10 protein-coding genes and 1 tRNA gene are annotated in these 11,275 nt (G+C 71.9%); 5 read left to right on the top strand and 6 right to left on the bottom strand.

Going from position 1 to position 11,275, the window contains the following annotated elements; all coding sequences use genetic code 11:
• Both ACESL7_RS07585 and ACESL7_RS07580 read right to left on the bottom strand, forming a co-directional pair.
• The coding region (locus tag ACESL7_RS07585) for a fatty acid desaturase (protein WP_372892710.1) at positions 1 to 305 on the bottom strand (305 nt) is incomplete at its 3' end.
• Positions 298 to 504, bottom strand: a complete 207-nt coding sequence (locus ACESL7_RS07580) for a DUF2061 domain-containing protein (RefSeq protein WP_372892709.1) — start codon at positions 502 to 504, stop codon at positions 298 to 300. The genes ACESL7_RS07580 and ACESL7_RS07585, both read right to left, overlap by 8 nt.
• 108 nt (positions 505 to 612) lie before the next feature.
• Here ACESL7_RS07580 and ACESL7_RS07575 point away from each other — a divergent pair, with 108 nt between their 5' ends.
• On the top strand, positions 613 to 1,473 hold the full coding sequence (locus ACESL7_RS07575; protein WP_372892708.1) for a helix-turn-helix domain-containing protein: 861 nt from the start codon (positions 613 to 615) through the stop codon (positions 1,471 to 1,473).
• A 124-nt stretch (positions 1,474 to 1,597) separates the two neighbouring features.
• Here the strand turns inward: ACESL7_RS07575 and ACESL7_RS07570 are convergent, their stop codons facing one another.
• From ACESL7_RS07570 to ACESL7_RS07560, 3 genes are all read right to left on the bottom strand, one after another.
• A complete protein-coding gene (locus ACESL7_RS07570; protein WP_372892707.1) occupies positions 1,598 to 3,478 on the bottom strand; it encodes an acyl-CoA synthetase in 1,881 nt (626 codons plus the stop codon).
• Between the two features lie 408 nt (positions 3,479 to 3,886).
• Positions 3,887 to 5,680 (bottom strand): ABC transporter transmembrane domain-containing protein, encoded by a 1,794-nt coding sequence (locus ACESL7_RS07565; RefSeq protein ID WP_372892706.1) that lies wholly within the window; start codon positions 5,678 to 5,680, stop codon positions 3,887 to 3,889.
• Positions 5,681 to 5,765: 85 nt separating this feature from the next.
• A tRNA-Gly gene (locus ACESL7_RS07560) sits at positions 5,766 to 5,839 on the bottom strand.
• A gap of 329 nt (positions 5,840 to 6,168) precedes the next feature.
• Here ACESL7_RS07560 and ACESL7_RS07555 point away from each other — a divergent pair.
• On the top strand, positions 6,169 to 6,951 hold the full coding sequence (locus ACESL7_RS07555) for a hypothetical protein (RefSeq protein WP_372892705.1): 783 nt from the start codon (positions 6,169 to 6,171) through the stop codon (positions 6,949 to 6,951).
• A 153-nt stretch (positions 6,952 to 7,104) separates the two neighbouring features.
• Here the strand turns inward: ACESL7_RS07555 and ACESL7_RS07550 are convergent, their stop codons facing one another.
• Positions 7,105 to 7,770, bottom strand: a complete 666-nt coding sequence (locus ACESL7_RS07550; RefSeq protein ID WP_372892704.1) for an SOS response-associated peptidase — start codon at positions 7,768 to 7,770, stop codon at positions 7,105 to 7,107.
• Positions 7,771 to 7,863: 93 nt separating this feature from the next.
• Between ACESL7_RS07550 and ACESL7_RS07545 the strand changes: the two genes are divergently transcribed.
• Genes ACESL7_RS07545 through ACESL7_RS07535 form a run of 3 tightly spaced genes read left to right on the top strand, consistent with a single transcriptional unit; the run spans position 7,864 to position 11,072 of the window.
• Complete coding sequence (locus tag ACESL7_RS07545) at positions 7,864 to 9,627, top strand: tetratricopeptide repeat-containing sulfotransferase family protein (RefSeq protein ID WP_372892703.1); 1,764 nt, start codon at positions 7,864 to 7,866, stop codon at positions 9,625 to 9,627.
• A gap of 48 nt (positions 9,628 to 9,675) precedes the next feature.
• Positions 9,676 to 10,017: a DUF952 domain-containing protein gene (locus tag ACESL7_RS07540; protein WP_372892702.1), complete on the top strand. Its 342-nt coding sequence runs from the start codon at positions 9,676 to 9,678 to the stop codon at positions 10,015 to 10,017.
• Complete coding sequence (locus ACESL7_RS07535; protein ID WP_372892701.1) at positions 10,014 to 11,072, top strand: quinone-dependent dihydroorotate dehydrogenase; 1,059 nt, start codon at positions 10,014 to 10,016, stop codon at positions 11,070 to 11,072. The genes ACESL7_RS07540 and ACESL7_RS07535 overlap by 4 nt, the downstream gene beginning before the upstream one ends.
• Positions 11,073 to 11,275: the final 203 nt, after the last annotated feature.

Below are 11,275 nucleotides of genomic sequence, written 5' to 3'. Positions count from 1 at the left end.
GGGTCCGTGAGCACCGCGTCCCGGTGGTGCGCGAGATGCGTGTCCTTGAACCGCAGGTAGGGCACCGCCAGCACGAGCACCGGGAAGACCAGCGCCGCGTTGGCGAGGCGGCTGCGGAAGGGGTGGCCGTGCACCACCTCATGCGTCAGCGAGGCGTGCAGCGCCGCGCCCAGCGCCGTCAGCACGATGCCCAGCGGCAGCCAGAGCGCGGCGGCCAGCGTCGTGCCGAGCCCCCAGAGCCCGTAGGAGAGCACCGCGACACCCAGCGTCGGCCACTCCACGCCCGGGGCGTGCCGGTCATCCATGGAGGCGTCCCCAGCGGACATGCACCCAGAGACGCTCGTAGATCACATAACAGACGAATCCGACCACGCAGTTGGCCAGGGCGATCGCCCCCCCGACGGCCGCGGATCCGGTGAGCGCGAGGCCGACGAGCGTCATCGTCACGAGACCGACAACCTGCCACAAGACGGCTTTGATGAGCGAGCGCGCTCGCGTCTCCATGCAATCCTCCTTTTCGTTGGTGTGCCCCGGATGGATACGCGGACGGGGATCCGTTTGGAATTCGGAATATGATTAACAAACGCCCTCAATGGTGATATATATCATCAAATGACAGATTTGATCGACAAGCGTGAGCGAGCGGAACAGTTTCGCGCCCGCCTCCGGCAGGGGATGGAACGCGCGGGGATGAGCCAGAGCGCACTCGCGCGCGCGATCGGCGTGGACCGTTCCACCGTCTCGCAGCTCCTGTCGGACCGCGGCGCGCGGCTGCCCAACGCGCAGGTCGTCGGCGCCTGCGCGGCAGCGCTCCGGGTCTCGGCCGACTGGCTCCTGTCGCTCTCCGACCGGCCGGAGAGCGCGGCGGAGGTGCTCGCCAACTCGATGACGCTCACGGAAGCGCCGCGCGCCCTCGTCGACGAGCAGATCTTCGCCTGGCACAAGGAGGCGCAGGGCTACAAGGTACGCCACGTGCCCGCGGGGCTTCCGGACATGCTCAAGACGCAGGCCATGCTCGAATGGGAATACGCGCCGCATCTGGGCCGCACCTCGGCGCAGGCGATCGGCGCGGCGCAGGACCGCCTCGCCTGGATGCGCGGGGCGCAGTCCGACTACGAGATGGCGATGCCGCTCTACGAGATCGACAGCTTCGGCGCCGCGACCGGCTATTACGAGGCGGTGCCGGCCGCGCTCCGGCGCGAGCAGATCGACCGCTTTCTCGAGTTGCACGCGCAGCTCTACCCGCGGCTCAGGATCTTCCTCTTCGATGCGCGGCGGGTCTATTCGGCGCCGGTGACCGTCTTCGGCCCGATGCTCGCCGTGCTCTACGTCGGGCGCAATTACCTCGCCTTCCGCGACAGCGCGCGCGTGCAGGCCTTCGTGCAGCACTTCGACTGGCTCGTGCGCGAAGCCGCCGTCTCGGACCGGGACTTTCCCGACTACCTGCACCGGCTGCGGGCGCAGGTGGTCTGAACGCCTGCCCGTCGCGGCCGGACCGGACCGCGCTCACCCGGCGCGGTGGCGCCCTGCCGCGCGCCCCGATCGACCGGGCGCGATGCGGCCCACCGCAGCGCGACGCACCGGCGTCGCCGTGGTGTCAGGGCTGCATCTCCCACGGGCGGGTGTAGGCCGACAGCGCGCGCGCGATGCCATCCTCGTCCGCCGTCCCCGAGACGCGCGCGACGAGGCCGCGCCTGGGGTCGTCCACCACCTCCTGCACCTGCGCGTCGAGCCCCGCCTCGTCCAGCGCCCGGGTGTAGACACGCGCGATGGCGCGCTTGCGCAGGTCGGGCTTGAAGATCTTGCCGACGGCGGTCTTGGGCAGTTCGTCGAGCACTTCGACGTGCTTGGGAAGGGCCGCGCGCTCGTGGATGTGCACACGGGCGTGGTCCATCAGCTCGTCGGCCGTGACCTCCCCGCCCTCGACGAGTTCGACGTATACGCAGGGCAGCTCGCCGGCATGGGCGTCCGGCTGGCCGATGGCGCCGGCGAAGGCCACGTCGTGATGCGCGAGCAGCGCCTCCTCGATCTCGGCGGGGTCGATGTTGTGCCCGCCGCGGATGATGACATCCTTCGCGCGCCCGGTGATCCAGAGGTACCCGTCTTCGTCCAGCCGGCCGAGGTCGCCGGTGCGCAGGTAGCGCCCCGCGTAGTAGAGATCGCGGTTCTTCTCCGGGTCGGTGTAGGTGTGCCCCACGTAGACGCCGGGGTTGGAGACGCAGATCTCGCCCACCTCGTCCGTCGCGCACTCCACGAGGGCGCCCTCCTTTTCGCGCACGATCTTCACGTCCGTGTGCGGGAAGGGAATACCGACCGAGCCCACCTTCTTGGTGCCCTCCGGCGGGTTGCAGGAGACGAGGCAGGTCGCCTCGGTCAGCCCGTACCCCTCGACGATGGTGACGTCGGAGGCCGTCTCGAACCTGTTGAAAAGCTCGAGCGGCATCGGCGCCGAGCCCGAGAACGCCGTCTTGACCGAGGAAATGTCGGCATCCACCTCGCGCTGCATGAGCGCCGAAACCGCGGTGGGCACGGTGATCACGAAGGTGATCTTCCAGCGTTCCACCAGTTTCCAGAAGTTGTCGAAGACGCCGTCGCCCCGGTAGCCCGCCGGCGTCGGAAACACGACATGCGCCCCGCTGGCCACCGCCGACATCACGATCACGTGGCAGGCGAAGACGTGGAACAGCGGCAGCGGACAGATCGTCGCGTCCTCCTCGGTGAAGAGAAGGCGATGCCCCACCCAGCCGTTGTAGATCATCCCCGCGTAGCGGTGCTGCGCGACCTTGGGCGTGCCGGTGGTGCCGCCGGTATGGAAATAGGCCCCCACCCGGTCACCCGCGGCATCCTCGAACTGAAGCCGGTCGCCGGGATACTTCGCCATCTCGGCGGCGAAGCTCCTGACGTCCGCGTGGTGCCCGCGCGGCGCCTTGGGACGGATCAGCGGCACGATCCAGCTCCTGGGCGGCGCGAGGTAGCGGTTGAGGTCCACCTCCAGCACCGTGTGCACCTGCGGCGCGTGGCGCACCGCCTCGCAGACCTTCTGCGCGACGTCGGTCTTGGGGAAGGCGCGCAGCGTGACCACCACCTTCGCGCCGGTCTCGCGCAGGATGGCGCTGATCTGTTCGGGCTCGAGCAGCGGATTGATCGGACAGACGACCCCCGCCACCATCCCGCCGAGGAAGGAGACCGTCGCCTCGTTGCAGATGGGCAGGACGTAGGCGACGGTGTCCGCCTCGCCCACGCCGAGATCGCGAAACAGGTTGGCGGCGCGCGCGACGCTGGTCCTGAGCTCGCCCCAGCTCAGCGTCTCGGCCTTGTCCTTCGGCCCGGAGAGAAGCTGGAAGCTGACCGCCGGGCGGTCGGAGACCTTCCGTTCCGTTTCCGAAAGAAGACCCCAGATCGTGCGCGGCAGATCGCGCGCCTCCCAGGGGGCCTCCGATTCGATGGCGTGCTTGTCGGCCACGGACTTGAAGGCCATGCGCGCTCCTCCCTCCCCATGCCGGGGCGCGGCGCCCGGCTCTACCCCGAAAATGAGCGCGCAACCGCCGCCGCGCAAGTGCCACGACGCATGCGCCGCCATGTCGCCGCCGTGGCACGCACCCGGGCCACGTCACGCGCGGCCCCCACGCGGCGTCTCGGCGACGCGCCACCGCACCAGAAGCGTGCGAGCGCGCCGGACGCGGCCCGCCCGGGCAATCGCCGGCCGCCCCATCATCTTGGCCGAAATACTCTCGGGGGGTGAATTGGCCGAAGGCCAAGAGGGGGGCAGACAGCCCCCCTCCCGCGGCGGGTCCGACCCGGGCGACATCGCATGTGGCGCGCGGGGCGGTGGCCGGGCGCGTCTGCGCGGCCGCCCCGCCGCCGGCGGGGCGGGGCAGGCCCCGCCCTACTCCGCCGCGATCCCGTCGGTGAACTGCAGCCGCGCGAGGCGCGCGTAGAGCCCGTCCTCCGAGACGAGGCGGTCGTGCGGCCCCTCGGCGACGATGCGGCCCTGGTCCATCACCACGATCCGGTCGGCCTTCTTCACGGTGGCGAGGCGGTGGGCCACGATGATCGTCGTGCGCCCGCTCCGCAGCCGGTCCACCGCGTGCTGCACCGCGCGCTCGGATTCGGCGTCGAGCGCGCTCGTCGCCTCGTCGAGCAGCAGCACCGGCGCATCGCGCAGGATGGCGCGCGCGATGGCGATGCGCTGCTTCTGCCCGCCCGAGAGCATCACGCCCCGCTCGCCGACGTAGCTGTCGTAGCCGCCGGGCAGCTTCGCGATGAAGTCGTGCGCCGCGGCGGCGCGCGCGGCGGCCTCCACCTCGGCGTCCGAGGCCTCGGGCCGGCCGAAGCGGATGTTCTCGCGCGCGGTGGCGGCGAAGATCACCGGGTCCTGCGGGACGAGCGCGATGGCCCGGCGGAAGGCGTCGCGCCGCATCGCGTCAAGGGGCACCCCGTCGAGCCGGATGCGCCCCGCGGCCGGGTCGTAGAAGCGCAGCAGAAGCTGGATGATCGTCGTCTTGCCCGCGCCGGAGGGCCCGACGAGCGCGATGGTCTCGCCCGGTTTCACACGCAGGCTCACCCCGTCGAGCGCCGGCACCCCCGGGCGGGCCGGATAGGCGAACTGCACCTCCTCGAAGACGAGCTCGCCCGCGACCGGATCGGGCAGCGGGTGCGGCGTCTCGGGGTCCTGCACCGCGTCGGTGGCGCGCAGCAGCTCGATCAGCCGCTCCGTCGCGCCGGCGGCGCGCTGCAACTCGCCCCAGATCTCCGAGAGCGCACCGACCGAGCCCGCGACCATGACCGAGTAGATCACGAACTGCACCAGCATCCCCGGCGTCATGCCGCCCGCGCGCACGTCGCGCGCGCCGATCCAGAGCACGCCGACGACCCCCGTGAACACCAGGAAGATCACGATCGCCGTCATCACCGCGCGCGTGTTCACCCGGCGCCGCGCGGCGTCGAAGCTCTGCTCGGTGACGCGGCCGAACTCGCCCCGGCTCAGCGCCTCGTGGGTGAAGGCCTGCACCGTCTGCACCGCGCTCAGCGCCTCGGAGGCGTTGCCCGAGGAGGCGGCGATCCAGTCCTGGTTCTCCCGCGAGAGCTTCCTGAGCCGCCGCCCCAGCACGAGGATCGGAAAGACCACCGCCGGCACGATCAGCAGGACCAGCCCGGTGAGTTTCGGCGCGGTGGCGAGCATCAGCGCGAGCCCGCCGAAGAAGATCAGGAGATTGCGCAGCGCGATCGAGACCGAGGAGCCGATCACCGAGAGGATCAGCGTCGTGTCGGTGGTGATCCGGCTCAGCACCTCGCCGGTCATCAGCTTCTCGTAGAAGGCCGGGCTCATGCCGATGACCCGGTCGAAGATGGCCTTGCGGATGTCGGCGACGACGCGCTCGCCCAGCCGCGTGACCAGCGCGTAGCGCAGCGCCGAGCCCAGCGCGAAGAGCCCCGCGATGCCGAGCGCGGCCGCGAAATAGGTGTCGAGAATGGCGCCGTCCTCGACGCCGAAGTTGTCCACGACCCGGCGCACCGCGATCGGCAGGACGAGCGAGACGACCGCCGTCGCCACGAGCATCACCAGCGCCGCGGCGAGCAGCGCGCGATACGGTCGGATGAACGGCCAGAGCTCCGCGAGGGCCCCGACCCGGCGCGACTTCTCGCGCTCCTTCTCCTGAACTGGCGGGGCCTCGGCCATGCGCTCTCCCTGTCCGCGTGCGACGTTAATGCCACGGCGGGCGCAAGGGTCAACCCGTGACGGGATGCGGCCGTATGCGGCGGACTGGAGCGGGTAGACGGAATCGAACCGACATCACCTGCTTGGAAGGCAGGGGCTTTACCATTAAGCTATACCCGCGTGCGACCGTGGATTAGACTGTCGCGCGCGGCGCGTCAACGCGGAACGCCGGGCGGGACATAACGCCGGGCGGGACATGCTGACGGACCGCCGCGCCTCACGACAAGCGACCGACGGACTCGAAAAGCGAACGACGAAACAGCCGGAGGCGTCAGGCCATCATGCACGATCCCGAACGTCCCCGCGCCGCCCGCCGCGCCGGTACGTCGCTCCCCCGACGCCGCGTCCTGCAGGGCGGGGCGGCGGCCGCGCTCGCCCCGGTCCTCCTGCCGTATGCGGCGCGCGCCACGGACAGAAGCGTCCCGCGCCCGCTCGACCTCCGAGTCGTCATGTCGGGGCACAGCCTCACCGACCCCATCGAGCCGATGCTCGAGGCGATCGTCGCCGCCGCCGGCGCGGGCCGCCAGGCGGTGCACCGCGTCGAGCGCTCCACCATTCCCGGCAGCCCGATGGACTGGCGCTGGGACAACCGCATCGACGACATGCCCGATGCGCGGACCGACATCGCCGACTATGACGTGCTGGTCCTGACCGAGCGGGTCCCGCTTTCCAACACGCTGCCCTGGCACGATTCCGACGAGATGGCGCTGCGCTGGGTCCGCCACGCATGGGACAACGGCGCCGGCGGTGCCGGCGCCGAGACGATCCTCTACGCCACCTGGGTGAACATCGACAGCGGGCCGGAGGCGGACAACCCCCACAAGGACCCCGAGCGCCATATCCCCTTCCGCGAGCGCCTGCCGCTCGAGATGGCGCGCTGGGAAAAGATCCGCGCGCATGTCGACGCGAACCGCCCGGACGGGGCGCCCGCGATGCGGGTGATCCCGGGCACGCTGATCATCGCGGCGGCGCATGACGCCATCGCCGCCGGCGTCGCGCCCGGCCTCTCGGATATCGCGGACCTCTTCAAAGACCGCATCCATCTCAACGATGCGGGCGCCTACCTGATCTCGCTCGCGCATTACGCCGTGATCTACGGACGCGACCCGCGGGAGCTGCCGGCGCGGATCGGCAAGCGCGGACAGCCGGAGCCCGAGCAGTCCGCTTGGATGCGCGATCTGGTCTGGGACGTCCTGAACGGCTACCCCGCCGCGGGATTGACCGCGCTCTGACTGGGCCGGGCCCGTCTTGCGCGACCGGGCGGCGCGGCGATCCGCCCCCGGTCGGCCGTGTCGGGCGCGGGCGCACGGCCGGCAGGGGGCCGGGGCGTTTTTCCCGGCGCACCGGCGCGCATGCAGCACCGCGCGGATCTTTCCTGTGGGCCGTCACTCCTCGACAGGCTCGATCAGCTCCGGTCCCTCGGCGCGGTTCGAGTTCACCCTCCGGCTCACCCGGTAGGCCTCGAGCGTGCCTTCGGGCGGCGCGGTCATCAGCCGGGCCGCGCCGTGCCCCTCCTCGCCCAGCCACAGCGCCCAGTCCTCGGGCGCCAGCACCACGGGCATCCGGTGATGGATCGCCGCAACGTCCGGCCCCGCCGCGCAGGTGACGATGGCGCAGGTCCGGTACGACTCCTCGCCCCGCGCCCAGTCCTGCCAGATGCCGGCGAAAACCATCGGGGCATCGTCCGCGCGGCGCACGAACCACGGAAAGCGGGTGCCGTCGGCGTCCTTCGTCCACTCGTAGAACCCCAGCGCCGGGATCAGGCAGCGCCGCTCGCGGGCCGCCTGCCGGAAGGCCGCCTTCTCGGCCACCGACTCGGCCCGCGCGTTGATCAGCAGCGGACCGTCGGACGGTGTCTCGTACCAGTGCGGCAGGAAGCCCCAGCGCATCGCGCCGAGGCGCCGGCCATCGCCCTCCGTCCGGACGGCATGCACAGGATTCGTGGGACAGACGTTGTAATTCGGCACGCGCGGCAGGTCGTTCGCCGGCTCGGCCGCGAAGAGGCGCGCCATCGCGTCGGTCGGCAGGGTCACGGCGAAGCGTCCGCACATGCGCCCGATCCTAGCCTGCGGCACACGCGGCCGCCAGAGTTGCGCAGCGCGCCGACGGCCGCTAGCAATGCCGCGATCCGGGAAAGGGTGGTCATGGCAGGCGATCCGGCGGCCGAGGCGCGAAAGATCGCGCGGCTCCTCGAGACGGGACGGACCAGCGCCGCGCACAAGGCCGCACGCGTGGCGATGAAACGCTGGCCGCGCGAGGCGTTCTTCGCGAACCTTGCCGGGATCGCGCGCGCGCAGTCCGGCGCACCGCGGGATGCCGCCGGCTTCTTCCGCAAGGCGCTGAAGCTGCGCCCGGATTTCGCCGAGGCGGTGCACAACCTTGCGCAGGCGATGGTCGCCCAGGGCGCGCCGGAACAGGCCGAGCGGCTGCTTGCGAAACATCTCTCGAGGCATCCGGCGGACAGCGCCGCGCTGCGGATACGCGCCGCCGCTGCGATCGCGCGGGCCGCGCCGGCCGAGGCCGATCGCTTCGCGGGCCAGGCGCTCGACCATGCGCCCCGCGACCCCGAGGCTCTGGCCGTGCGCGCGTTGTCCCGCGCCCAGCGCGGCGATCATGCCGCCGCGATGCCCGACTACGAGGCCAGTCTGGCGATCCGGCCCGATGATCCGCGAACGCTTTCGAACATGGCAGAGGCGCTTGCCATGCAGAGCCGCAGCGAAGAAGCTCTGGCGGCGCTCGAGCGGGCGCTCGCGCAGGCCCCGGCACACCCCGACGCGCTCGAGAACTACGCGCTGCAGCTCCATGAAGCGGGCCGGCGTGAGGACTCGCGGGCCGCGTGGCACCGCCTGCTGGAGGTTGCGCCGGACAACGCCCGCGCGCTGCGCTGGCTCGCGGTGCTGGAGGATGCGGAAGGCTGCGCACGGCTCCGCCCGCGGATCGCGCGCGCGCTCAAACGCGCCGGGCGCGTGTCGCCGGACGGCGTTCTGCTGACGTATGCACGCGCACGGATCGCGCAGACGCTGGGCGACGCCGAAGCGGCCGAGCGCCACCTCGCCGAAACGCACGCCGCGGATGCGCAACTTCGCCCACACGACTTCGCCGCGGCCGAGGCCGAATGTGCGCGGATCCTGACCCATTTCACCAAGGGGATGACCGCGCGCGCCCCATGCACGCGGACGGCGGGACCAAGGCCCGTCTTCGTGGTCGGCATGATGCGGTCGGGCACCACGCTGACCGAACGGATCCTCTCGGCACATCCGAGCATCTTCGGCGCGGGCGAACGCAACACGGCCCCGCGTCTCCTGTTGCCGCAGACGCAGGGGCGCGCCGGCTGGACGGACGAGGCGGCCGCCGTCGTCGCGCGGGACTACCGGGCGGACCTGCCGTCCCTGCCCGAGGGCACCTCGGCCGTGGTGGACAAGATGCCCGCGAACCACAAGCTGGTCGGCTATCTGGCGACCGCGATGCCAGAGGCATGTTTCGTGCATCTGCAGCGCGACCCGCGCGACGTTGCGCTCTCGATCTGGCAAGGGCATTTCCCGAGCGCGGATCTGACCTTCACCACCGACCTTGCGGCGATCGCGCAGATGGCCAACCTCTACCGGCGCTACATGCAGCGCTGGGCGGCGCTCTTTCCCGGCCGGATTCTCGATGTTCCCTACGAGGCGCTCGTGACCGACGTCGAAGGCTGGAGCCGCAGGCTCGCCGTGCACGCCGGCGTGGACTGGGTGCCGGCGATGGCGACACCGGAAAGCACCGGCGGCGCAGTCCGCACGGCGAGCACCGACCAGGTCCGCGAGCAGGTCCACGGGCGCTCCGTCGGGCGCTGGCGCGCACATCGCGAGGTACTGGCCCCCTTCGTCGCGGCGCTCGATCCCGACCTCTGGCCGGACCTCGCCTCCGGCTGAGGGCCGTGCACGCTTGACCGCCGCCGGCCCTCACGGCAGAGGGAGGACATGCTCATCTACAAGATCCTCCGCTCCGATGAATGGACCGCGCTCGAGGCCGAGGGCGAGACCGCGGGCGCACCCGTGGACGTCGCCGACGGCTTCGTGCATTTCTCGACCGCGGAGCAGGCCGCCGTCACCGCCGCGAAGCACTTCGAGGGCCTCGACGGGCTGAAGATCCTGGCGGTGGAGGCCGAAGCCCTCGGCCCCGCGCTGAAGTGGGACCCCTCGCGCGGCGGGGCGCTCTTCCCGCATCTCTACGCGCCGCTCCGCCTTTCCGACGTGGTCTGGGTGCGCGACCTGCCGCTCGGGGCGGACGGGACGCACCGCTTTCCCCCGGAGATGACGTGAGTCTCGCCGAGCGGGCGGGCCTCGCGCTCCTGCGCGGGCTCGATCCGGAACGGGCGCACGACATCGCGCTCGGCGCGCTCCGCGCGGGGGTCGCGCCGCTGCCGGGCCTCGTCACCGGCCCGCGCCTGCGCACGGAGGTGGCGGGGCTGCACCTGCCCAATCCGGTCGGCCTCGCCGCGGGCTTCGACAAGAACGCGGTGGCGCTGCATCCGATGGCGCGCGCGGGCTTCGGTTTCGTCGAGGCGGGGGCGGTGACGCCCCGCCCGCAGACCGGCAACCCGCGCCCGCGGCTTTTCCGGCTGCCGGAGGACGCGGGCGTCATCAACCGCTTCGGCTTCAACAACGACGGCATGGAGACGGTGGCCGCGCGCCTCGAGACGCGGCCGCGCGACCTCGTGATCGGGCTGAACCTCGGCGCCAACAAGGACAGCGCCGACCGCGCCGGCGACTTCGCCGCGGTGCTCGCGCGGCTCGGGCCGTGGCTCGACTTCGCCACCGTCAACGTGAGCTCGCCCAATACCGAGCGGCTGCGCGACCTGCAGGGGGCCGAGGCGCTCGCCGCGCTGCTCGCGCGGGTCACGGAGGCGCGGGCCGGGCTCGCGCGTCCCCTGCCCCTCTTTCTCAAGATCGCGCCGGACCTGACCGACGCGGAACTGGCCGATATCGCAGCCGTGGCGCGCGAGGCCGGGATCGAGGGCATCGTGGCGACCAACACGACACTCGCGCGCGACGGCCTGCGCTCCGCGCGGGCGGCCGAGGCGGGCGGGCTCTCCGGCCGGCCGCTCTTCGAGCGCTCCACGGGGGTGCTCGCCCGGCTCGCAGAGCTCACGCGGGGCGAGATGGCCCTGATCGGCGTCGGCGGGATCGCCAGCGCCGAGGACGCCTACGCCAAGATCCGCGCGGGCGCCTCGGCGGTGCAGCTCTACACCGCGCTCGCCTATCAGGGTCTTTCGCTCGGCGCGCGGATCGCGGAGGGCCTCGATGCGTTGCTCGCGCGGGACGGATTCGAGACCGTGGCCGAGGCGGTGGGAACGGGACGGGAGGCGTGGACATGATCGCGCCCCGGCACACGCCGCGCTGCGCCAAATCGCGCGCCGCGCGCGCTCCTGCAGGCGCACGGCGCCGAGGTCACGCTGCGCCGCCGCCCTACCCCGCCGCCCGCTCCAGCGCCGGGTAGCGCAGGCCGAGCGTCACGCCGCGCGCCACGAAGGAGATCAGCAGCGCCGCCCAGAGCCCGTGATTGCCGAAGGCCGGCACC

The sequence above is a fragment of the Rhodosalinus sp. genome (assembly GCF_041685465.1).
GTDB lineage: Bacteria > Pseudomonadota > Alphaproteobacteria > Rhodobacterales > Rhodobacteraceae > Rhodosalinus.
This window is presented reverse-complemented; position numbering and strand designations above follow the sequence as displayed.

Coding starts and splice junctions, on each gene's coding strand:
- ACESL7_RS07580 (WP_372892709.1), bottom strand. CDS start 504: ATGGAGACGCGAGCGCGCTCGCTCATCAAAGCCGTCTTGTGGCAGGTT.
- ACESL7_RS07575 (WP_372892708.1), top strand. CDS start 613: ATGACAGATTTGATCGACAAGCGTGAGCGAGCGGAACAGTTTCGCGCC.
- ACESL7_RS07570 (WP_372892707.1), bottom strand. CDS start 3,478: ATGGCCTTCAAGTCCGTGGCCGACAAGCACGCCATCGAATCGGAGGCC.
- ACESL7_RS07565 (WP_372892706.1), bottom strand. CDS start 5,680: ATGGCCGAGGCCCCGCCAGTTCAGGAGAAGGAGCGCGAGAAGTCGCGC.
- ACESL7_RS07555 (WP_372892705.1), top strand. CDS start 6,169: ATGTCGGGGCACAGCCTCACCGACCCCATCGAGCCGATGCTCGAGGCG.
- ACESL7_RS07550 (WP_372892704.1), bottom strand. CDS start 7,770: ATGTGCGGACGCTTCGCCGTGACCCTGCCGACCGACGCGATGGCGCGC.
- ACESL7_RS07545 (WP_372892703.1), top strand. CDS start 7,864: ATGGCAGGCGATCCGGCGGCCGAGGCGCGAAAGATCGCGCGGCTCCTC.
- ACESL7_RS07540 (WP_372892702.1), top strand. CDS start 9,676: ATGCTCATCTACAAGATCCTCCGCTCCGATGAATGGACCGCGCTCGAG.